At 69.6% G+C, this 22610-nt stretch carries 18 protein-coding genes and 2 pseudogenes; 7 read left to right on the top strand and 13 right to left on the bottom strand.

Going from position 1 to position 22610, the window contains the following annotated elements; translation table 11 throughout:
* Positions 1-285 precede the first annotated feature (285 nt).
* On the bottom strand, positions 286-1233 hold the full coding sequence (locus ACZ7OI_RS40980; protein ID WP_470269506.1) for an NADP-dependent oxidoreductase: 948 nt from the start codon (positions 1231-1233) through the stop codon (positions 286-288).
* An 83-nt stretch (positions 1234-1316) separates the two neighbouring features.
* On the opposite strand from ACZ7OI_RS40980, the gene ACZ7OI_RS40975 reads away from it, so the two are divergent.
* Both ACZ7OI_RS40975 and ACZ7OI_RS40970 read left to right on the top strand, forming a co-directional pair.
* Positions 1317-1910, top strand: a complete 594-nt coding sequence (locus ACZ7OI_RS40975; protein ID WP_470269505.1) for a TetR/AcrR family transcriptional regulator — start codon at positions 1317-1319, stop codon at positions 1908-1910.
* Positions 1911-2079: 169 nt separating this feature from the next.
* On the top strand, positions 2080-4359 hold the full coding sequence (locus ACZ7OI_RS40970; RefSeq protein WP_470269504.1) for an ATP-binding protein: 2280 nt from the start codon (positions 2080-2082) through the stop codon (positions 4357-4359).
* 79 nt (positions 4360-4438) lie between these two features.
* Here the strand turns inward: ACZ7OI_RS40970 and ACZ7OI_RS40965 are convergent, their stop codons facing one another.
* The 8 genes and pseudogenes from ACZ7OI_RS40965 to ACZ7OI_RS40930 form a co-directional block, all read right to left on the bottom strand.
* Entirely contained in the window at positions 4439-5092 is a 654-nt protein-coding gene (locus ACZ7OI_RS40965) for a cutinase family protein (protein ID WP_470269503.1), read from the bottom strand.
* A gap of 65 nt (positions 5093-5157) precedes the next feature.
* Positions 5158-7587: a penicillin acylase family protein gene (locus tag ACZ7OI_RS40960; protein WP_470269502.1), complete on the bottom strand. Its 2430-nt coding sequence runs from the start codon at positions 7585-7587 to the stop codon at positions 5158-5160.
* A gap of 69 nt (positions 7588-7656) precedes the next feature.
* Entirely contained in the window at positions 7657-8721 is a 1065-nt protein-coding gene (locus ACZ7OI_RS40955) for an alpha/beta hydrolase (protein ID WP_470269501.1), read from the bottom strand.
* Between the two features lie 175 nt (positions 8722-8896).
* Positions 8897-10666 (bottom strand): chloride channel protein, encoded by a 1770-nt coding sequence (locus ACZ7OI_RS40950; RefSeq protein ID WP_470269500.1) that lies wholly within the window; start codon positions 10664-10666, stop codon positions 8897-8899.
* Between the two features lie 112 nt (positions 10667-10778).
* Positions 10779-12068 carry an ArsB/NhaD family transporter gene (locus ACZ7OI_RS40945; protein ID WP_470269499.1) on the bottom strand — a complete coding sequence of 430 codons (1290 nt, stop codon included), beginning with the start codon at positions 12066-12068 and terminating at the stop codon, positions 10779-10781.
* Positions 12069-12099: 31 nt separating this feature from the next.
* Positions 12100-12546, bottom strand: a complete 447-nt coding sequence (locus tag ACZ7OI_RS40940) for a CBS domain-containing protein (RefSeq protein ID WP_470269580.1) — start codon at positions 12544-12546, stop codon at positions 12100-12102.
* Positions 12547-12697: 151 nt separating this feature from the next.
* A pseudogene (locus ACZ7OI_RS40935) lies at positions 12698-13819 on the bottom strand (cation:proton antiporter); the annotation flags it as partial.
* Positions 13820-13957: 138 nt separating this feature from the next.
* Positions 13958-14266: a hypothetical protein gene (locus ACZ7OI_RS40930; protein WP_470269498.1), complete on the bottom strand. Its 309-nt coding sequence runs from the start codon at positions 14264-14266 to the stop codon at positions 13958-13960.
* A gap of 157 nt (positions 14267-14423) precedes the next feature.
* Here ACZ7OI_RS40930 and ACZ7OI_RS40925 point away from each other — a divergent pair, with 157 nt between their 5' ends.
* On the top strand, positions 14424-16406 hold the full coding sequence (locus ACZ7OI_RS40925; RefSeq protein ID WP_470269579.1) for an APC family permease: 1983 nt from the start codon (positions 14424-14426) through the stop codon (positions 16404-16406).
* Positions 16407-16622: 216 nt separating this feature from the next.
* The gene (locus ACZ7OI_RS40920) at positions 16623-16949 is read left to right on the top strand and encodes a hypothetical protein (protein ID WP_470269497.1); all 327 of its coding nucleotides are present in this window, start codon (positions 16623-16625) and stop codon (positions 16947-16949) included.
* A 57-nt stretch (positions 16950-17006) separates the two neighbouring features.
* On the opposite strand, the gene ACZ7OI_RS40915 is transcribed toward ACZ7OI_RS40920, so the two are convergent.
* Entirely contained in the window at positions 17007-18101 is a 1095-nt protein-coding gene (locus ACZ7OI_RS40915) for an acyltransferase family protein (protein ID WP_470269496.1), read from the bottom strand.
* Positions 18102-18138: 37 nt separating this feature from the next.
* On the opposite strand from ACZ7OI_RS40915, the gene ACZ7OI_RS40910 reads away from it, so the two are divergent.
* On the top strand, positions 18139-18876 hold the full coding sequence (locus tag ACZ7OI_RS40910) for a CPBP family intramembrane glutamic endopeptidase (protein ID WP_470269578.1): 738 nt from the start codon (positions 18139-18141) through the stop codon (positions 18874-18876).
* On the opposite strand, the gene ACZ7OI_RS40905 is transcribed toward ACZ7OI_RS40910, so the two are convergent.
* Positions 18869-19087: a hypothetical protein gene (locus tag ACZ7OI_RS40905; protein WP_470269495.1), complete on the bottom strand. Its 219-nt coding sequence runs from the start codon at positions 19085-19087 to the stop codon at positions 18869-18871. The two genes, ACZ7OI_RS40910 and ACZ7OI_RS40905, sit on opposite strands and share 8 nt — an antisense overlap.
* Between ACZ7OI_RS40905 and ACZ7OI_RS40900 the strand changes: the two are divergent.
* A pseudogene (locus ACZ7OI_RS40900) lies at positions 19086-20086 on the top strand (Acg family FMN-binding oxidoreductase). The gene ACZ7OI_RS40905 and the pseudogene ACZ7OI_RS40900 overlap by 2 nt on opposite strands.
* Before the next feature lie 154 nt (positions 20087-20240).
* On the opposite strand, the gene ACZ7OI_RS40895 reads toward ACZ7OI_RS40900, so the two are convergent.
* Entirely contained in the window at positions 20241-20840 is a 600-nt protein-coding gene (locus tag ACZ7OI_RS40895) for an Rv1733c family protein (protein WP_470269494.1), read from the bottom strand.
* A 199-nt stretch (positions 20841-21039) separates the two neighbouring features.
* Here ACZ7OI_RS40895 and ACZ7OI_RS40890 point away from each other — a divergent pair, with 199 nt between their 5' ends.
* Entirely contained in the window at positions 21040-21486 is a 447-nt protein-coding gene (locus ACZ7OI_RS40890; RefSeq protein WP_470269493.1) for a CBS domain-containing protein, read from the top strand.
* 30 nt (positions 21487-21516) lie between these two features.
* Here the strand turns inward: ACZ7OI_RS40890 and ACZ7OI_RS40885 are convergent, their stop codons facing one another.
* Entirely contained in the window at positions 21517-22503 is a 987-nt protein-coding gene (locus tag ACZ7OI_RS40885; protein WP_470269492.1) for an Acg family FMN-binding oxidoreductase, read from the bottom strand.
* Between the last annotated feature and the right edge of the window lie 107 nt (positions 22504-22610).

The following is a 22610-nucleotide window of genomic DNA, read 5'->3' as shown; positions in this document are numbered from 1 at the left end:
CGGAGGGAGGGATTCCCGCGCAGGCAACGAACTCTGCCGCTACGGCTCGTCCTCGGCGCAGCTGAAAGGTGCGCCGCCACCGCGCGGGTCTCCCACTGGACGTCGCCTTCGAGGATCGACAGCAGCCGCACCGGGGATTCGGTCTCCAGCTGGTCGAGTACCGCTCGCACAGTGCGGGGAACTTGAGGTACTGCCCGGCAACCATCGGCCGCCCAGAATGTCCGCCCGAAGCTGCTGGCAGACGCCCTCGGCGCGCGTCGTTTCCCTGCCGTGCGCTCCCTTTTCCTAGAGGTCGATCACGACCTTGCCGTGCACGTGCCGCCCCGCCTGAAGTTCCACCGCGGCGCGGATCTCCTCGACCGGAAAGCTCGCCGCGATCGGTACCCGCAGCCGTCCTGCCGCCACCAAATCGGCGATCTCCTCGATCGCGCCGGGCGCTGCGTTGGCGCCGTTCGCCGGAGTGATCCCGTCGATCTGGCCCGCGATGGTGGTGATGCGTTCGTCGGGCACGCCGAGTTCGCGGGCCGTCCGCGCCGTTTCCATCCCGTGCAAGTCCATAGCGGCGGTGACGCCATCGGGAGCCAGCGCACGGACCCGGTCGGCCAGGCCATCGCCGTAGACCACCGGCTCGGCCCCCAGCGCGCGCAGGGCATCGGCCGAGGACGCCGACCCCGTCCCGATCACCCGGGCGCCCGCGAGCCGCGCGAGCTGGACAGCGAAAACGCCCACCCCGCCTCCCGCTCCGCCGACGAGCACCGTGTCGCCCGGACCGGGGTTGACCACGGCCAGAGCCGCGGCCGCTGTGCACCCCGCGATCGCAAGTGCGCCGGCGGTGCGGTCGTCGACGCCGTCCGGGGTGCGGTGTGCCTCGCCGCCCACCGCGATGGTCCCGGCCTCGTCCACGACGACGTAATCGGCGACCGCGCGGGACAAGGCGCCGCCGAACACCCGGTCGCCGACCGCGAACTCGCGCACTCCGTCGCCGACTTGGTCCACGATCCCGGCGTAGTCAGTGCCGAACCCGCACGGCAGGCTCAAGCCGAATCGCGCGGCGGTCTCCGCGTCGGAGGTCATGAACCAGTCCATCGGATTCAGTCCGGCCGCCGCGACCCGCACGCGGAGCTGTCCCGGTCCGGCTTGCGGCACGGGCACTTCGCGGACGCTGAGGGTCTCCGGTCCGCCGAACGACGTGAACTGCACCGCCCGGCTCGTGGTGGCGCTCGGTTCTTTCATGCTCGCCTGCCTCCTGAAGCAACACAAACGGACTATGCTCCGGTTACGTCGTCCAAGCTAGCACAAGTGGAGCGTGATCCGTTTTGGCCGCCGCACCGCCCCCCAAACCGCGCGCGGACGCGACCCGCAACCGCCAGCAGCTGCTGGACGTGGCGACCCGGCTGTTCGCTTCGGCCGAAGCCGAGCCGTCGATGCGCGCGATCGCCCAGGAAGCGGGCGTCGGCATCGCCACTCTCTACCGGCACTTCCCCACTCGCGAGTCGCTGGTCGACGCCGTCTACCAGGATCAGGTTTCGCGGCTCACGATCGGTGCCCGCGACCTGCTCGCCCAGCTCGGCCCGGCCGCCGCGCTGCGCCGCTGGATGGACCTGTTCGGGGACTGGATCGCGACCAAGAACGGGATGCTGGACACGCTGCTCGCGATGGTCGAATCCGGCGAGATCGCCCACGCCCACACCAGAACCGAACTGCTCGCGGCCATCGACGGCCTTCTCGAAGCCGGACGCGCGAGCGGAGAACTCCGCGCCGACGTCCCGGCCGAAGACATCGCCGCCGCGCTCATCGGCATCTTCACCGTCGCCGGTTCGCCCGAACACAAAGCGATGGCGGCTCGTCTGCTCGACCTCTTGATGGACGGGCTCCGGCCTTCCGCAGGCCAACCCGAAGCGGCGGAGTGAGGACGAGTTCCCCGACGACATCGGGTTCGAGCACCGTTACGGACGTTGCGCGCCCTGACACCCTCCGCAACCATGACGAGAGGGGCACGAAGGCACTCACCCCTCGGTACGAGTCGCGACGCCGCGCAAGGCGTCCGGTTCCTCAACCAGCCAGCGAGGGGGAGACGAGTTGGCAGGCCGGTTCGGCGTGCTGCTGCGGCAGCTGCGGCAAGCTGCGCGGCTGACCCAGGAGCGGCTCGCGGAGCGCTCCGGGGTGTCCGTCCGGTCCATCAGGCGGTTTGAGCTCGGGCAGGGCGGCGAGCCCCGCATGGCCACGGCGCGGCTGCTGGCCGACGCCCTGTGCCCGAGCCCGGCTCAACGGCACGAACTGCTGGCCGCGGCCCTGACCGGGACGGCGGAAGGCTCCCAGGCCGCGGTCGGCTCGGCGCCGCGGCAGTTGCCCGCCCAAACCGGGATGTTCGTCGGCCGGAGCGCCGAGCTGGCGGCCGTGGACAAGGCTTTCGGAGCGCTCGGCTCAGGCGGGCTGGCGGTGGTGTCGGCGATCGGCGGGGGCGGCGTGGGCAAGACCTGGCTGGCGCTGCGCTGGGCGTACGCCAACGCGGAACGGTTCCCCGACGGGCAGCTGTTCGTGGACCTGCGCGGCTTTACGCCCCAGGACAATCCGATGACGCCGCGGGAGGCCGTGCGGGTGCTCCTGGGGTCTTTCGACATCGAACCGGCCTCCCTTCCCCCTGACCTGGCGTCCCAGACGGCCTTGTACCGCAGCCTCACCGCCGGCAAACGGCTGGTGATCGTGCTGGACAACGCCCGCGATACCGCGCAGGTGGCACCGCTGCTTCCCGGCGGCTCGTCCTGCGCCGTGCTCGTCACCAGCCGCGACCGGCTGACCGGTCTCGTCGCCGCCCACGGCGCGACGCCAGTGCCCTTGGACGTGCTCAGTCCGGCCGACGCCCGGCACCTGCTGGCGAGCCGCCTCGGACACGATCGGCTCGCCGCCGAGCCGGACGCCGCAACCGAACTTCTGTCCTGCTGCGCCGGGCTGCCGCTGGCGCTGGCCGTGGTTTCCGCCCGTGCCGCCGTCCGGCCGGCCTTCCCGCTCGAGGCGCTGGCGGCTGAACTGCGCGATACCTCCGACCGGCTGGACACGCTCGACGCCGACGACACCGCGGCCAGCGTCCGAGCCTCTCTTTCCTGGACGCACGGCGCACTTACCGCCGAGCAGGCGACGGTGTTCGCACTGCTGGGTCTGGCACCCGGTCCGGACATCGGCCTGCCCGCTGCGGCCGGGCTCGCCGGCCTGCCCGAGGACGAGACCGCCGAGGTGCTGCGGGCGTTGGAGCAGGTCTCCCTCGTCCAGCACCATCTGCCTGGCCGTTATCGGATGCACGACCTGGTCAAGCTCTACGCCGAGGACGTCGCCCGCCGCGACCTACCGGAGCACACGAGGGAGGCCGCGCTGCACCGCTTGGTCGAGCACTACCTGCACACCGCGGCCGGAAGCGGCCACCTGCTCGACCCGCACCGCCAGCCTGTCCGGCTCGCTCCCCCGGCGCCCGGCTGCCTCCCGCGCCCGCCCGCCGACCGGACGGCGACCATCCGATGGTTCGACGCAGAACACGCCAATCTGCTTGCCGCCCAACGTCTCGCGGCCGAACACGGCTGGCACCGCGAGGTGTGGCAGATGGCCTGGGCGCTCAGTCCGTCCGTCCACCGCAGGGGACACAACTACGATTCGCTCGCGGTCTGGTCGGCCGCGGCGGCCTCCGCCCACCGGCTCGCCGACCCTGTCGCCGAGAGCCTCGCCCGGCGGTTCCTCGGGTGGACCTGCGCCCTGCTCGACCGGCACGACGACGCCTGGAACCACTTGCGCCGCGCCGTGACGCTGGCCGAGGAATCCGGCGATCCGCTCAGCCAGGGCCACGCTCTGCGGTTCCTCGCGGGGATTTGCGATCAGCAGGGGGATCATCGCCAGGCACTGCGGCACGAACGCGCCGCGCTCGTTTTCTTCGCTACGCTGGAAATGCCCGCTTGGCAAGGAGATGTGCTCAACATGATGGGCTGGAGCGCGGCTCTGATCGGCGAACTCGACGAGGCCCACACCCACTGCGAGGCCGCGCTCGCCCTCCTTCGCCGTCATCACCACCCCGTCTCCGAATCCAACACTCTCGACAGCCTCGGCTACATCGCCCACCAGCGCGGAGATCACGCACTGGCCCTCGACTACTACCGGCAGGCACTCGTCCTCTGCCGCGACCACGGCCACGCCTTCTTCGAAGCCGAAGCCCTCGACGGGCTCGGGCACCCGTACCTCGCCCTCGGGAATCGCGAGCAGGCCCGCACGGTCTGGCGGCAAGCTCTGGCGCTCTACCGGGCCCAGCACCGCACAGACCGTGCCGACGGTGTCCAACGAAAACTGGCCGCCCTCGACAACGACATCGCCCAGCGCTGACCATCACGGCGCAGGCGGCCTCACGCCGGAAGATCGTGCAGTGCCCCCGGCACCTGGCCGGGGGCACCGTCCCCCTCGCTTACCAAGGCATCCAAACGCCGTTGTACCACTGCTCATTGGCGTTGTCGTTGTGGTGGTTGCCGTCGAAATCGACGTCGTAGTGGTTGATGTGATCGGCCGGGTACCCCAACGGGTTGGCGGACGTGTCGCAGACGTAGTCCACGGTGCAGATCGATTTGACCGGCACATTGCCGAAGAACCGGTCGACCCCGGCGAGCGGCGCTCCGACCGCCGGGCCGAACACCCCGGTTCCGCCGTCGGCTCCCGGAGGCCCCTGCCGTTTCGGATCGGCGACGAGAATGGCGTTGACGTTGTCGAACGACATCCAGTTCGTGGTGACCCAGACGTGCACCACCGCGGCGCCCATCGAGTAGCCCATCATTTTGACGTGCTGGCCCGGGCACGCCGCGCGTTGTTCGCGGACCAATCGGTTCAGCTCGTTGACCCCGGCCTGGGTGCTGGCGCCGTTGGGGATGTCAGTCGGATACCCGACGTGCTGCGTGACGTTGAAGAAACGGTCGTCCCACCAATGGCTCCGCCAACCGCCGACGGCTATCGAATACGTCCCGTCGCACGGTGCCGTGTCGGCATGCGCGGACGGTCCGGTCACGAGCGAAAGCCCCGTGATCGCGAGTAATCCCGTCAGCAGCATCGCGATGTTTTTCTTCCTCATTCAACCTTCTCCGTTCGATGGCTGGTCAGTGGCTGTTCGGATCCGCCGGAACCGATCATCGGTTCTCAGTTCAGGACCACGACGTTCAGCGCGGGCGAGGCCGCGATCTGGTCTTCGGTGAACCGCTCGGGCACCCATTGACCGGCCGAGAACAGCTTTGTCTGGTCGGCGTAGTGCGGCGAGGTCGGATCGGCCGATTGGGAGTAGGTCAGCACCGAAGACGCCTGCGGCGGTCCGTCGGCGGCGAACCGCACCTCCTGGACGAAGCTGGACCCGAAGACGACATCCGGTTTGCCGTCGCTGTTCTGGCCTGGACTGATCACGTTCAGCACGCCCAGCTCCGCAAGCGAGCCGTGCACCGGGATCTGCTCGCCGTTGCGAGTGACCTTCTGGATGTCCGACAGCGGGGCGTCGAGCGGGATGCCGGCGTTGCGCAGCGCGATGACCGCCCGGCCGAACGCGTCGCGCACCGCGGAGTTGCCGGTGTCGAGCGAATTGGGGGTGTGCACCGGATCCTGGGGGTCGAAGGGGACCCGCCACGGAACGCTGGCGAACAGGTTGCCCGCGGACAGGGAGAACCAGAAGTTCTCGAACAGCCACGATCCCCGGCTGGCGACGGTGTAGCTGTGATCCTTCCAAGCGGTGAGGATCGGGCACGCCTCGCTCACGTTCACCAGGACGCCGTCGACCAGGATGAGCCCGAAGGGAAGGTCGCGGCACATCGACACCACGGAATCGAGAGCCAGATCGGCCGCCCGGCTGCGGTCGGCGAACAGCAGCTGCCGCATGTTCTCCGGGGTGAATCCCCTGCCGGGCAAGCCGTCGGCGCCGTTGATCCGGTTCTGCGCGGTGAGGATCAGCTGCTGGGTGCGCAGCGACCGCGGCGTCGTCGAATCGCCCATGACCCGGGGATAGGCCAAGGGCTGGGCCGGATTGGCCAGCCACGGGCTGTCGTTGGCGTTGCCGACGAAGTCCGGCCGGATCAGCCGCGGCTGCCGGTGCGGGTCCAGCACGCCGGGGGCGGCGGCGTTCGGGTCGTTGGGCCAGTCGCACTCGCTGCGCTTGCCGTCGAAAATGGAGATCGGCGGCACGTTGGGCAGTTTCACCTGGTTGAACAGCAACTGGCCGGTCAGGGTGAGACACGACTGCGCGTGTTCGTCGGTGATGTTCGGCGCGGCCTGGATGTCCGCGTACAGCGCGTTGCCTTGGCGGTCGGCGGCGACGGTGTTGAAGAACGGAACTCCCTGCGTCCGCTCCAGGGTGTTGACCACGTCGTGCACGTCCGTGGCCTGGTCGAGGTGGAACCAGGTGTTCAACGCCCGGAGATTGTCCATGTTCACGTCGCGGACCGCGTGCGCGCTGACCGTCCAGGGCAACGGATAGCCCTGGAGCGAAGTGGTGATCGGGCCGTACCGGGTCGACCACAGCGTCCTGCTCACCGTGCCGACGGAACCGTCCTTGTTCAGCACCCCGACGCTGACCTGCTGCGAGGCCATGTTCTCCCATGTGCCGTCGACCAGGTAAACGGTCGGGTGCAACGGATCCACCTGCACGTCGAAAAGCCCGAACGGGGCGACTGTCGCGACCGTGTGGCTCCACGCGACATCGTTGTTGTGCCCGATGTTCACCGCCGGGAACCCGAGCAGGCTGGCGCCGGAGACGTCGACCTGACCGGGGATCGTCAGCTGGCTTTGCCACATCCGGTTCTTGCCCTGCCACGGAAAATGCGGGTTGGCCAGCAGCATGCCGGTGCCCCCGGCCACGCCTTGCGAACCGACTGCCAGCGCGTTGCTGCCTATCCCCTGCCGACGGCCGGCGGCCATCGCGTCGGCGATCCGCCGGGCGGTCTCCTCCGCCGGAAGCGCCGACGCAGCGACCCCCAGGGGCGCGGCGTTCACCTCGCCGTCCAGCAGTGCCTCGGCGCTGCCCATGATGATCTCGGCGTGCGCGTGCCGGTAAACGTCGGATTCCGTGATGGGGCGAACCCAGGCGGCTCCCCGGCAGGCCGGGTCGGAAATGTTGCTTGCCCCGGTCTCGGCAAGGTAGCGGTTGTACCCCTGGACGTAGCCGCGAATGGCTTTCTTCACGCTCGGCTCCGGCCCGTCCGGGGCCGGCTTGGCGACCAAGCGCTCGACGACGTGGTTGTCGTTGATGCGCTGGAAGTACAGGTCGCTGTTGAGGTTGGTGGTGGTGTCCTGGTGCTCCCCCGGACTCGCTTTGCCGTCGGGACCCAGGAATCGGGATCTCCGGCCGTTGACCGTCAGATAGGTGTCGGCCAAAGTACAGATGTTGTCCTTGGCCGCGGCGTATCCGTACCCTTCTCCTATTCCTTCCCAGTTCGACGCGATGATGTGCGGGATGCCGTACTCGGTGTACCGGATCGTCGGCTTGTGGTCCGTCGCCATCGCCGGGAACGTCGCCGTCGTCGCGGCCAGCAACACTGCGGCCGGGAAAACGAACAACCGTCCGGGTTTGGGTCTCCTCCTGCTCGCCATCGAACCGTCCTTCCTCGCGGTTAAGGCGATCTCAGCGGATTGTTTTCGGTCCCAGAGATTTCGGGAAACTCAGGCGGCGTCCGCGAACACCTTTTCCAGGCGCGGGAGGTAATCGACGAGATCCTGTTCCCAGCAGTAGCTGTTGTGGCCGCCGTTGCAGCCAGTTCCCCAATTCGCCCCGTTGCCGTAATCGACGTAATAGTAGGGCAGGCGCAGCGCGTCGAGGTGGTCCTTGACGTGCTTTGCCGCTCCTTCCAGCCAGAATTCCAGCGCGTCGTTGTTGCCGACGTAGATCGAGACTCCGACACCGGCCAGTCTGTCCACGTGAGTCGACGGGTCGACGGCGTTCCACAGCCGATCGGCGTCGAATACCGGGTAGGGCGAGCCGAACAGCGCGTCGCTGTCCACGCCGGGCGCGTAGGAATCTTGGGTGCAATTGTCGGTACCGGACGCGGAAGCGCAAATCGCGCCGACGGCGTTGGTCACCGTGGCGACAGCGACCATGCGCAGGTCCATCGAGTCCACTGACATGTCGATGTCCCCGGAGAGCGAAGCGACCTGGTCGAACAGGTCGGGGCGGTCCTCGGCGTAGTGCAAGGCGCCGAATCCGCCCATGGACACTCCCGCGACCGCGCGGCCCTTTTTGGCGGCGATGGTGCGCAGGTTGGCGTCGATGAACGGAATCACCTGGTCGAGGTGGAAGCTCTCCCAGTTCTGCGCGCCGAGGACGGTGTTCGGGTCGCGCCAGTTTGCGTACCAGCCGCGGTGGCCGCCGTCCGGGACGACCATGATCATCGACGCGGACGAGGCCAGCGCCGGATAGTTCTGGGCGGCCGGGTCGTCCGGGGATCCGTGCAGGAAATACAGCACCGGATAACGCTGAGCCGGGTGGGAGTTGTAGCCCGCCGGGAGAATGATCTTGAGGTGGTGCTGGCCCGCGACCTGTCCGGTGGTCACGGTGAGGACGAAATTGGTGCCGGTTCCGGTCGCCGAGCCGACCTGGGTCAGGCCGAATCCATCGGAGAGGACAGGCGGGACCGACTCGTCCGCGTGCGCGACGGGAGGGGCCAGCACGGCGAGAGCTGCCACGACGGCGGCGGCCAGCCGGGCAAGGGCGCGCGGCAGGGACCTCACTGGAGGGGTCCTTGTTCAAGGCGGAGCGCCGGTATGGGCATGCGGCCAAGGATCGCCGTCCGGCACCCGGCAGGCCAGGCCACGAACCGGCCACTTTCGGCCGATCACGCGCCATGCGCTCAGTTCCTCTGGCCGATGCGCACCCGTCGAGGCTCGCTCTTCCGGCCTGTCGCACTCAACGGCCGTGCGCGGCGGGTTCCAGCGCGGACAGCACCGACTGGTGCGTGATCCACCCGGTCAGCTCATCGGTTCCGGTCAGCACCGGAAGACCGGTGCCCGGAGCCTGAGCCAGCGCGTCGAGCGCGTCGGCCAGCGTCGAATCGCTCGTCACGAGCGGGGGCAGCTCCGCGAGATCGCCGACCCTGCCCTCGTGGTCCTCGGCCACCGCCTCGGCGACCGCGCGGGCGGTGGCGCAGCCCTGGTACCGGCCGTCCTCGTCGATCACCGGCAGGATTCCGTGGCCGGACAACGCCAGCGCGTGTGCGGCCAGCTCCAGCGGCAGGTCCTCGCGCAACGGCTCCGGCAGCGGTTCGGTGACCGCGGAGACCTTCGTGCCCGCCAGCCGCCGCGCGGACGGATGTTTGTCCAGATCGATGCCTCGGCGGCGGAGCTTGAGCGTGTAGATCGTGTCCCGGCTCAGCGTCCGGCTCACGGCGGTGGCGATCACGATCGCGGTCAGCATCGGGAGGATCACCGTGTACTGCCCGGTCAGCTCGAACAGCACGATCACCGCCGTGATCGGAGCGCGCGCCGCGCCCGCGAACGCCGCACCCATCCCGATGAGCCCGTACACCCCCGGCGACGCGGTCACCGACGGCAGCCACGCATGCACCCCGATCCCGAACGCCGTGCCCGCCATCGCGCCGATGAACAGCGAAGGCGCGAACACCCCGCCCGAGCCGCCGATCCCGATCGTCAGGCTGGTCGCCACGATCTTCCCCAGCATCAGCACCACCAGGAACCCGAAGACGTACTTGCCCTCGACCGCGTTCTGCAGCACCGGGTAGCCCACCCCGTACATCTGCGGCAGCGCCAGCAGCAGCCCGCCCAGGAACACCCCGCCGACGGCCGGACGCAGCCACTCCGGACCCTGCCACAGCCGGTCGCACAGATCCTCGATCCAATACAACACCCGGGTGAACAGCACCCCGCAAGCGCCGACGACCAGCCCCAGCGCCACGAACAGCAGATACTCCACCGGATTCCGCAACGTGAAGGGCGGCAGATCCAGGAACGGCGAGTTCCCCAGCACCGCCCGCCCGACGACGCTCGCCGTCACGCTCGCGAGCACCACCGCCCCGAACGACTCCGCCGCGAAATCGCGCAGGATCAGCTCCATCGCGAAGAACGGACCCGCCAGCGGCGCGTTGAAGGTCGCCGCGATCCCGCCCGCCGCGCCGCACGCCACCAGCACCCGCAGCCGCGATTCCGGCAGCCGAGCCGCCCGGCCCAGCGCCGACCCCAGCGCGGACCCGATCTGCACGATCGGCCCTTCCCGGCCGACCGAACCGCCGGAGCCGATCGTCAACGCCGACGCCAGCGCCTTCACGACGCTCACCTGCACCGGGATCCGCCCGCCCCGCTCGGCGACGGCGTACATCACCTCCGGCACTCCATGCCCGCGCGCCTCCGGGGCGAACCGGTGCACGAGCGGCCCGTAAATCAGGCCCGCCAGCACCGGAGCCAGCAGCAGGAACCACGGACCCAGCTCCGGAAACCACGCATGCGCCGCCCGTCCGGCCGCCGAGTAGTCCGCGTGCCCGGAAAACACGTGCGTGAACGTGGTGATCAGCCACCGGAACACCACCGCGCCCAGCCCCGCGCCCGCGCCGATCAGCACCGCCAGCCCGACCAGCCCGGTCCGGCTCTCCCGCACCCACTGGCCCACCGGCGGCCGCGCCGGCACGACCAGCCCGCGTTTCCCCGCACTCTCACCCGACGACATTGGTGCAGTATGCAACAATTGCGCACGGACATGGTTGCGGGATCGCTCACACCCGGCGATACCCGCCGCACCGCAAGGGTTTCCGTCCGTTTTGACCGGAAACCGCGTTACGTCAGAACACGAAGTAGCGCAGCCACAGGTACGGCGCGGCGACCAGCACGGTGATCAGCGTGACGACCGCGCCCTTCTTGGTGAATTCCCAGAACGAAATCGGCGCGCCCGCCCGGGCGGCGAGACCCAGCACCACGACGTTCGCGCTGGCCCCGACCGCGGTCATGTTGCCGCCGAAGTCCGCGCCGAGCGCCAGCGACCACCACAGCGCCTCGGAATGCGCGGGGTCCGGGATGTCGTGGGTGAGCGCGAGCACGAGCGGGCTCATCGTTGCCACGTAAGGGATGTTGTCGATCACGCCGGACAGGAGCGCGGACACCCCGAGGATCAGGAAGACCGCCAGCAGCGCGTTCCCGCCGGTGGCGTCGGCGGCCAGCTTCGCGAGCCAGTCGATCACGCCGGTCTTGACCAGCGCCCCGATCATGATGAACAACCCGGCGAAGAACAGCAGGGTTTCCCATTCGACCCCGTCCAGGTACTGCTTGGGCGGCGTGCCCGAGAGCAGCACCAGGAGGCCCGCGCCGAGCAGCGCGACCACCGACGGGTCCAGGTGCACCACCGAATGCAGCACGAACCCGGCGAACACCAGCAGCAGCACGGCGCCGGATTTGATCAGCAGCTTCGGCTGCCGGATCGCTTCGCGTTCGTTGAGCGCCATGACGTCGGCGACCCGCTGCGGGTCGACCGTGAACGAGCCGCGGAACAGCCACGGCAGCACCAGACACAGCACGACCATCTCGAGCGCGACGATCGGCGCGAGATTGAGCAGGAAGTCGTTGAACGCCAGTCCCGCGCGGCTGCCGATGATGATGTTCGGCGGGTCGCCGATCAGGGTCGCGGTGCCGCCGATGTTGGACGCCAGCACCTCGGCGATCAGGAACGGAACCGGGCTGATCTCGAGCCGGTCACACACCAGCAGCGTCACCGGGGCGATCAGCAGCACCGTGGTCACGTTGTCCAGGAACGCCGAGGCGACCGCGGTGATCAGCACCAGCAGCAGCATGATCCGCAGCGGCGACCCTTTCGCGCGCTTGGCCGCCCAGATCGCGACGAACTCGAACACCCCGGTCCGGCGCAGGATCCCGACGATGATCATCATGCCGAGCAACAGGAACAGCACGTTCCAGTCGACGCCGGTGTCCTCGGAGAAGAACGCGTCGGCCGATCCGCTGACCCCGGTCGCGAGCACCACGCCGGCCCCGGCCAGCGCGGCGGTCATCTTCGGGATCTTCTCGGTGGCGATGAAGACGTAGGCCACCACGAACACTGCGACCGCGATGATCGTGCTCACCGGCGGACCGCCCGGGTCAGTCCGGCACGGGTCAGCGAGGCGTCAGCACGTGCTCCAGCAGCCGCGACGCGGAAATCACGCCGAGCAGCGTCCGGTCCCGCATGACCGCCACCAGGGGGCAGCGCAGCCGGGCCATCGTCGCGGCGACCTCCACCATCGTGTCGTCCCCGTCCACCTTCGGCAGTTCGCGCGGTTCGTCGGGCAGCAGCTCGCGCACCGTCCGCCCGCCGAGCTTGTCCGCGACGCGGTCCGCCATCGACTCGCTGAGCACCCCGGCCAGCGACGGATCGTCGCGCACGTAAGGCGGCACCAGGAACTGCACGACGTCGGAGGCGGGCAGCACCGTATGCGGGCACCCGGACGCTTCCGTCACCACCAGCCCCGGCAGCCGGTGCTCCGCCAGCAGGCGCGCGGCCGCCAGCGCATCCGAATCGAGGTCGACGACCGGGAACTCCTCGGCCAGGTCCGCTGCGCGCATGCCCCCAGGCTACGGCGGACCGGACGGTGCTGCCGGAACTCATGAATTCTTTCCTTTCTCTTTGCGACCGGCGTCCGCGCTCGGCGGACGGCGGACGGCCGGTGGGCAGGTTGTCCGGCGGCTGGACGCGCAGCAGCTTCGCGATCGGCACGTCGGTGGAGGAATGCAGCACGATCGACAGCGCGATCGTCACCGCGACCAAATCGAACACGAGCTCGCTGTCGGCGATCCCGGACTGCAGGGCTGGCAGCCCGTACACCACCGACGCGAACCCCTTCGGCCCGAACCACGCCGCCGTCGCCCGTTCCCGCCCCGACATCGGAGTCCGCAGCAGCGAGAGCGCGAGCGCCGTGGGACGCACCAGGACGATGGCCAGCACGGCGAGCACCCACGCGCCGGCGCTCAGATGCGACAGCCGATCCGGCGTGATCAGCGCGCCGAACACCAGCAGGGCGGCGAACTTCGTGATCTCCGAGAGCAGATCCCCCAGCGGCTCGAAATGCTCCGCCGCCGTCCTGTCCACAGTGGCCAGCGTGGAACCTGCCGCGAACGCCGCCAGATACGGATTCGCGTCCGTCAGATGGCACGCCGCGTAGAGCAGCACCGCGACCGCGAGCGGACCGAGCGCCTGCAACCGCGGCTCCGCGGTCAGCACCCGCAACCGCCAGGCCAGCGCGACCAGCGCCGGAATCGCGATACCCAGCACCAATCCCAGCACCAGCTCGAAGGCGACGGTGCCCAGATCCGACGAGGTGTGCGTCGCGGTCGCGAGGAAGATCAGCACGAACGGCAGCGCGAGCCCGTCGTTCAGCCCGGACTCCACGTTCAGCAGCCGCCGCAACCGCAACGGCACGTCGTCGCGGCCCACGGTCGCCGCGGCGAACACCGGGTCGGTCGGCGACAAGATCGCGCCCAGCAGCAGCGACGTCGGCCAGTCCAGCCCGACCAGGAAATGCGCGGGCACCGCGATGCCCACCATGGTCAACGGCATCCCGAGCCCGAGCGCCCGCCCGGACAACCGCCAGTTCTCCCGCAGCGCGGGCACGTTCGCCCGCTGGCCGTCGGTGAACAGCACCGTGAACAGCGCGATGTCCGCGAGCGACGTGACCAGCGGATCCCGCGGCGCGATGCGGATCAGCCCGAACCCGCCGTCGCCCAGCAACGCGCCGGCGAGCAGGAACAGCAGCGCGGTGGACAGCACCGTCCGCGCGGCCACGCCGGAGAGCGACACACTGACCAGCAACACCGCGCCGAACGCCAGCACCAGCGCCATCGGACTCCCCGGGGTCGGCTCGACCGCCCGTCGCCCGGCCGGGCACGGGCGGGCCGACCAGACTTCCCGGCACTCCACGCGTAAAGATGCCGCAAAGAACAGCCCCGGGCAAACCGGAACGGCGAAGGACGCGCGGGCCTACTGGTCGCGCAGGTAGGCCTCGTACACCGAAACCCAGACGTCCCAATCGGACAGAACGGCCGCGACCGCCAGCCCGGTCCCGGTGAGCAGCAGCTCCGTGTCCGGGCGGAGGCCGAGGTCCCAGCTGCCCGGGTCGGACCGGGCGACCGCGCCCTCCGCGGCCAGTTCGCGAATCGACGACTCCAGCACCCGCCGCGGCACGGTGCGGCGCAGCCGGGAAACGCTCGCCGGGCCGGCGAGGAGCGCGTCGATCACCTCCGCCGCCCCAGGGCAGCGAAGGATCCGCACGACCCGGCCGTCAACCATGGCGCGGGAGGTTAGGCGCCCGCCGGTTCCGCCGGCCGTTCCTTGACGTATTTCTGACGTGCGTTAACGGAATCTCTACGGTCGCGCCGGGATCTTGACGAGATCCATACGCTGCGGACCAGGCCCCCGGGGGACGCTGCGGTACGTGCCAGCACCTATGTCATGGCTCAAACGGCTGGTGCTCGGGCGGCCGTTCCGGAGCGACACCCTCGGCGAAACGCTGCTGCCCAAGTGGCTCGCGCTGCCCATCTTCGCCAGCGACCCGCTGTCCTCGGTCGCCTATGCCACCCAGGAGATCCTGCTGATCCTCTCGATCGGCGGGCTGACCTATCTGGTGCTGGCGCCGTGGGTCGGGCTCGCGGTCGCGGTCCTGCTCAGCGTGGTGGTCGTTTCCTACCGGCAGGTGGTGAAGGCCTATCCCAGCGGGGGCGGCTCCTACGAGGTCGCCTCCCGCAACCTCGGCAGCCACGCCGGGCTCGTCGTCGCGGGCGCGCTGATGGTCGACTACATCATGACCGTGGCGGTGTCGGTCGCCTCCGGCGTCGACAACATCATCTCCGCCGTGCCCGACCTCAACGACCACCGGATCGCCCTCGACATCGGCTTCATCGTGATCCTGACCGCGATGAACCTGCGCGGCCTGCGCGAATCCGGGCGCGCCTTCGCCGCGCCGACCTATCTGTTCGTGGCCGCGGTGCTGCTGATGATCGTCGTCGGCTTCTCCCGCGCGATCGCCGGGCACCCGCCGGTCGCCGAAAGCGCCGGCTACACGATCCGTCCCGAACAGGTCGGATTGACCGGCTTCGCCCTGATTTTCCTGCTGCTGCGGTCGTTCTCCTCCGGCTGCACCGCGCTCACCGGCGTCGAAGCCATCTCCAACGGCGTGCCCGCGTTCCGCAAGCCGAAAGCCGTCAACGCGGCCCGCACGATGACCGCGATGGGCGTGATCGCGGTCGTCATGTTCGGCGGCATCACCGCGCTCGCCCTGATCGCGAAGGTGCACATCGCCGAGAACGCCTGCGATCTCGCCGGGTTCGCCGGCCAGTGCGCGACCGACCCGCAGCGCACGGTGATCAGCCAGATCGGCGCCGCGGTCTTCGGCGGCGACCACGCCGTCCTGTTCTATTTCCTCCAGGCCACGACGGCGCTGATCCTGATCCTGGCCGCGAACACCGCGTTCAACGGTTTCCCGCTGCTGGCCTCGATCCTCGCCAAGGACCGCTACCTGCCCCGCCAGCTGCACACGCGCGGCGACCGGCTGGCGTTCTCCAACGGCATCATCGCGCTCGCCCTCATCGCCGCCGTCCTGATCTACGCCTTCGACGGCTCGACCACCCGGCTCATCCAGCTCTACATCCTCGGCGTGTTCACCTCGTTCACGCTGTGCCAGGCCGGAATGGTGCGGCACTGGAACCGCGAACTGGCCGCGGGCAAGGGATCCCGGCACGCGATCCTGCGCTCCCGCGCCATCAACGCCATCGGCGCGACCCTCACCGCGATCGTCCTCGCGGTCGTGCTGATCACCAAGTTCACCCACGGCGCGTATCTCGTCGTCATCGCCATTCCCGCGCTGTACCTGATGATGCGGGCAATCCACCGGCACTACACCCACGTCCGCGAGGAACTGCTGCCCGACGAGGAAAGCGAACTGCTGCCCAGCCGGGTCCACGCCATCGTGCTCGTGTCCACTTTGCACAAACCGAGCCAGCGCGCGATCGCCTTCGCCCGCGCCACCCGGCCCGACACGCTCACCGCGATCACCGTGAACGTCGACGACACCGAAACCCGCGAGCTGCAACGGCAATGGGAACGCCACGGCATCAAGATCCCGCTGAAGGTCGTGGAATCGCCCTACCGCGAGATCACCCGCCCGGTCGTCGCCTACGTCAAGAACTTCGCCCGTTCCAGCCCCCGGGACGTCGTGTGCGTCTACATCCCGGAATACGTCGTCGGCCGCTGGTGGGAGAACATCCTGCACAACCAGAGCTCGCTGCGGCTCAAAGGACGGCTGCTGTTCGAACCCGGCGTGATGGTGACCAGCGTCCCCTGGCAGCTGCGGTCGAGCAGGCGCCGCGATCTCCAGCGCGTCCGGCCCCTGCCGGGCGATCTCCGCCGGGGCGTCACCGCGCGGCGCAGCTGAACGCCTCGGCCCGGCACAAGTAAAGCCTTCATTGCACCGGCGCGGCCGCGAGTTTAATGTTGCCGCCTGACTCGCCGTGGGCCGATTCCGCCGGGCGCAACCGGAAATTGGCAGCCGGATAATCCCTCGTTCTCGTCACTTTCCGGTTTTCAGGAGCGACCGTAACGCGATTCCTCTTCGCGTCGACTGTGTGGTGGTAATCAATGTTCCCATCGGATGAACATCGCACAGAAGCAGGGGCAACTGCACATGATTCAGCGATACCTCAAATTCGCGCCGGTCATCCTGGTCGCCGCCGTCGTGGGAATCATCGCCGGACTGGTGATGCACGCGAAGAACGCCAGCCAGGTACAGGCGTGCGGCACCCCCGCCCACATCATCGAGAAAGCGCTCCTTTCCAACTACCGGGCCACGTGCGCCACGGCGAGTTCGCTGTCGGGCATCGGCATGGCGATCGTGTGGATTTCCGCCGCGGTGGCGGGCGTGGTCGTGATCGCCGCGATCGCCTACTTCATGCAGCGTGACACTCAACCATCCACCTGAACGGGATCGAAACCAGGTCGCGCGAGCGGCAAGCCCGGTCCCGCCCGCGGGCCCGGGCTATCCCCGTGCCACCCGGCGCAATTCGTTTCGCCGCCCGAAAAAGACGATGAGCGGCACAGTAAACAACAACGGGCCCAAAACCGCCAGCGGACGTTCGGCCCACCAGATCCAATCCGGCGCGCGGTCGTCGACCACCTGCCGGTCGAAACCGAAATACACGACCGCCCGGGCCAAAGCCATTCCGGTGGCGTGGAAGAGAAACAACGGCAGCGCGTATCTGGCGAAAACCGCGGTCCCCCGTTGCCAGCGAGGTTTGGCCAGAGCACGCTCGACAGCCGGACGCAACACCTCGCACAGCCCGATCTGGAAGGCCAGCAGCGCGACGATGACGAACGTCGGCGGCGACATGTTCGACATCCGCTCCCCCGGGACTCCCACCATCGAACCGGGGTACAAGCCCGACAGCACCAGTCCGCCGAGCGCGAACAGTCCTGCCCACATCAGCACCGCGGCCAGGCGCCGGCCCGCTTCGGCGATCCGGTGGTGGAAGAAGCCCGCCTGATAAGCCAGGCCCCAGACCGCGGCCACGTTGACCCAGCTCATCCCCGTCCAGCCGAAGCGCAGGCGGAGGACGTCGACCAGCAGGGCGACGCCGCCGAGCCAGACCAGCACCAGCACGTCGAACCGCTCGTGCAGCCACGCCATGACCGGCAGGAGGAGCAGCAGGCCGACGTAGACCGCGAGGAACCACAGCGGGCTGAGGACCAGCATCACCGCGCCGCCGAACCACCGCACGCCGAGCATCTCGGTCAGCACGACGCCGAGCGCGGCCCAGAACAGGATCAGCACGCCCGCCGGGGCCACCAGTTCCTTGACGTGGTGCCAGACATACGACCGCCGAGACTGTCCTCGGGCGCGAGCGCGCTGCCAGGACGCCAGGTGCACCGACCCTCCGACGTAGAAGAACACCGGCAGCACCTGCAGGAACCAGGTGAGCACCCACAGGCCCCGGAAGTACGCGAGCGGGTTCGTGGGCTGCGGCCCGGTCGGCGTCCAGTGCAGGATCGTGAACGCCCAGTGCCACAACACGACGACGACCAGGCTGACCGCACGCAGGAAGTCCAGGTACGGTTCGCGTTCCTTGGTCGGCATCGCCATTGTCCCTTTCGGCAGGCACACTGGAATGACGATGTCTGTTACCGCTGTTGTCCCGAAACTGTCGGAAGTCACTGCTTTCCGGCGTCGTGCCCTTGCAGTGCTTCCCGCAGTCCTGCTGCTGGCGACGGCCACTGTGCTGGCCAACCGGGTGCTGCCCGGCTGGGCCTACCCCGTCTGCGGCGCGGTCACCGCCGCCGTGCTCCTGCTCCTCGCCCGCTTCGTCGGCGTCCGCTGGGCCGAGATCGGATTCAGCAGGCAGCACACGCGCCGGATGCTGCGGTTCGGGCTCATCGGCTTCGCGGTCGTGGCGTTCGGGTTCGGTCTCGCCGCCGCGATCCCGGCGCTGCGCGTGCTGTTCCACGACGGCCGGATCGGCTCGCCGGGATTCGGGCAGCTGATGTGGCTCGCTCTGGTGCGGATCCCGCTCGGCACCGTGCTGATCGAGGAGATCGCGTTCCGCGGCGTGCTCCCGGCTCTGCTGGGCGCGGGCGAGCGCTGGCGCTGGTGGCCAGTGCTCGGCGCGTCCGCGCTGTTCGGGCTGTGGCATCTGCTGCCCTCGCTCGCCCTCACCCAGAACGCGGCCGTGCACCAGACGATCGGCGGTCTTCCGCTCGCGATGATCTCCGTGCTGGCGATGGTCGCCGCGGCCGGAGCGGGCGTGTTCCTCTGCTGGTGGCGCTACACCGGCCGAGGGCTGCTCGCCCCGATGCTGGTGCACCTGGCGACGAACTCCGGCGGGCTGGTGCTCGCCTGGGCCCTCGTCAGCTGAATCCCGGGTCCACGGCCGTCCACCAGGTCTGCGCGCCGAGGACGATCGACGCCGCCGCTTCGACGTTCACGCCGCCCGACCGGCTTGCCGCGGACCATCGCGGACGTCCGGCGAAAGTCCCCACGCCCGGGGAATTCCGGCCCTGCCTGGTTTCCGTCGCGGCTGCCACTGTCGACGCATCACCGGACGAGACGACAAGGCAGGTCGCCATGGAACGCGGGCTCCCCGATGACTGCACCGTCGCCACCGCGGTCGGGATGGCCGTCCGTGCGCCGTCGGTGCACAACTCCCAGCCGTGGCGGTTCGCGGTCGGGCACCGGTCCCTGCACCTGTACGCCGATCCGTCGCGGCAGCTCGTCCAGACCGATCCGGACGGGCGGGACCTGATGATCAGCTGCGGCGCCGCGCTGCACCACGCGCGCATCGCCTTCGCGGCGCTCGGCTGGCGCGCCGAAGTGCACCGGCTGCCCAACCCGGAGGAGCCGGATCACCTGGCCTCCCTGGAACTTCACCGCCACGAACCCACTCTCGACGAGGTCGCGCTCGCTGCCGCGATCCCCCGCCGCCGCACCGATCGCCGACGGCACAGCTCGTGGCCCGTACCAAGCGGACATCTGGAGAGCATGGCCGAAGCCGTCGCGGACGAAGGCGTCGTGCTGCGCGTCGCCGAAGACGCCGAGCGCTACTGCCTGGCCGCGGCGATCGAGCAAGCGTCGCTCCGGCACGTGCACGATCCCGCCTACCGGACCGAACTCGCCGCGTGGAGCGGGCGACACGCCTCCTCGGACGGTGTCCCGTCTCGCAATGCCCCGGTGCCGGACGAGGCTCCCGGCGCCCTGCCCGGCCGCCAGTTCTCGGACCCGGAACTGCCCGAAGCCGAGGGTGCGGCCAACGAGGACGACGAAACGGTGCTGCTGGTGCTGTGCACCGCGTCCGACGACCGCATGTCCCGGCTGCGCGCCGGGGAAGCGACGAGCGCGGCGCTGCTCACCGCGACCCGCTTCGGCCTCGCCCGCTGACCGAACCGCTCGAATTGCCCGACGTCCGCCGCACCGTCGAGCAGAAGGTCGCTTCCGGCGCCTTCCCGCAGATGATCCTGCGCCTCGGTTGGGCTCCGGCCAACGCGGACCCGCTGTCCGCGACTCCGCGCCGCGCGGTCCACGACGTACTCCAGCCGCTCGAAGCCGCCGCCCCTCGTCAGCGGCCCTGAGTCGCGCAGGGCCCGGTCGTGATGAGTGTCGTGGCCGTCGCGTTCGCTGGCGGCTTCCTAGAAATCCTTGTGCGTCGCCAGGAATTCTGCGAAGCAGGCGCCTCCCGGCCGATTCCGTGCACGAAGCCCGTCGCGGACACGAGTGTCTACACCCTCAAGAATGGGTGCGCTTCTCCTGCTCGGCATCCCATTCGCGCTGCCATTGCGCCAGCCGGTGCCGATTCAGCGCGAACACCGTTCCGCCGCACACCAGAGCCAGCAGCATGCACACCGATGCCAACAGCCCCAGTGTCGCGCACACCGCGTCGACCAGCACCGCAGCGGCGGTCATCGGCGGCGGCACCGGGTTTCCGGCCCGGTCCACCCAGATCGTGATCTGGTCGCCGCGCCGCGCACCCTCGTCGGCGGCCACCTTGCCGACCCGGCGCGAGCCGTCGGGCACCCGCCAGACCGCGTCCGTCGGCGCCGAGTTCGCGACGACGCCGCTGCGCCCGCTCGCTGTCGTCGCCGGACCGTCGGCCAGCAGCACCGCGGTCGTCACGCTGCGCTGCGCGACCTGTTCGGCCGAAACAGGTTTCTGGGTCGCGTAAAGCTCGGAGCCCGCGGCCGCCGAGAACGGGACCGCGGCCAGCGCGACGAGAACTGCCGCGAAGAGGAGAACGGACTGGAACCGGTCCGAGGGCCGGGCCACTGAACCGCGCCCCGGGACGAGCATGTGCCACCACCGCACGACGCGGTCAGCCGACGCCTTCATTTCGAGCACCTTCCGGGAGGCTTCGCAGGTTCTGCCCCCAGAATCGCCGGGATTCCGCCCCGTCCGAAGAGGAATTCCGCCCGGACGCGCGGGCCGCCGGACCCGAGCGGGAGAGCACTGCGGCAGGGACCAAATACCCTTGGCGCACTGGGGTTTCGGGGTGATCGTCGACGCAGGGGCGCGACGAACGGAGACTCCCATGCACGCGCGCGACATCATGACCACGCCGGTGATCGCGGTGACTTCCTCGATGCCCCTGCCCGAGGCGGGCAGGCTGATGGCCCGGCACGGATTCACCGCCCTGCCGGTCGTCGACAGCCACGGGCGGCTGCTGGGCCTGCTGACCGAGGAAGACATAGTCCGCGCAGGCATTCCCGGCGACGCGGACCCGGACGCCGGCGCGATGATCGGCGGCCGCCGCACAGCCGGGGCGGTCATGCGCACCCCGGCCCTGGGCGCGGCGGCCGACCTGGAATGCGGCGAACTGGCCCGCCGCATGACCGAGGCCGGGATCCGTTCGCTGCCGGTGCTGGACGACGGCGTCCTCGTCGGCATGGTCACGTTCCAGGACGTGCTCCGGGTGCTTCCCGCCGCCGGGGCACCCCACGCTGCGAACGTCCGTGAAAGGCCCCTTGAGGGAATCTGATTCCCTCAAGGGGCCCTTCACGGACCTCGGTCACAACGCCGGGACCACCGGCGCGCTCCGCACCGTCGTCACCTCCGTCGCCGGTCGCCGCGCCGTCATCCGGGTGGGCAGCCCGTACCCGATCCGCAGCAGCGTGTGCACCTGTCCGAGCCCGCGGAAGGCCGCCAGCAGCTGCGTCCGCGTGGACCGCGCTTCGAACGGCTGGGACAGGAACGACGTCGCCAGGCCCTCGGCGGTCGCGGTCAGCAGGACGCGTTCCATGATCATCCCGCCGCGAACCTCGGCCGCCGTGCCCTGGTCGCGGGTCAGCACCGCGGCCAGTACCGGGTCCTGTTCGAACTGCCGCGGCGGGATCGACTGGTTCTCGTGCGACGAGCGCATCGACACCACGCCCGGCACGTCGGCGGGCGGGCCGAACGCAGCGGTGGGCACGCCGTCCGGGGAATCCGCTTCGCGGCCCGTCCACTTCTCGGTCTCCGCACGGAATTCCGCGTCCGTGGCTTGTTCCGTTTCCGCGCGGCGGACGAGCGCGGACACCTGCGTGTACCGGCCCGAAGCGTCCAGGAACTCGAGCTGGCCACCCTCGCCCAGCGCGGCCGAGCGCAGCAGCGCCCGCGCCGACACCGGCACCACCCGGTCGGACAGCGGACGCCGGTTGGTGTGCCGCCGGAAGACCGCTTCGGCGAGCCTTCGGTCCACAGTGGACGGACGGACGTTCCCCTCGATCGAGACGACCGCCAGCAGGTCGGCCTCGGTCGCGTCCGGGACGATCCGCACCTGGGTGCGCACGCCGTTGACCCGCAAGGTGAGCATCAGATTGCACACCGCCGCGCCGCAGGCGAGCCGTGCCTCGCGCCCGGCCGGGTCGGCGACGGGGAGGACGCGGTCGCGATCCAGCCACACCTCGATCCGGGGCCCGTCGACGACGAACCGCCACGGTTGCGTGTTCTGCGGGGACGGAGCGCGCACGGCGGCCGCGAGCGCTTGGTCGACGACAAGTGGCAGGGATAAGTTCATCGCGGTCTCCGGGTGAGTGGGGCAGTGAAACGAGCGTCGCTTCCGGCGGCGCTGCGAGGTAGCGGAACCTGTCCCGAATTCGAGGGACCAACGGCCTCTCCCGCTCG

It is taken from the genome of Amycolatopsis sp. NPDC114503 (assembly GCF_055633655.1).
This window is presented reverse-complemented; position numbering and strand designations above follow the sequence as displayed.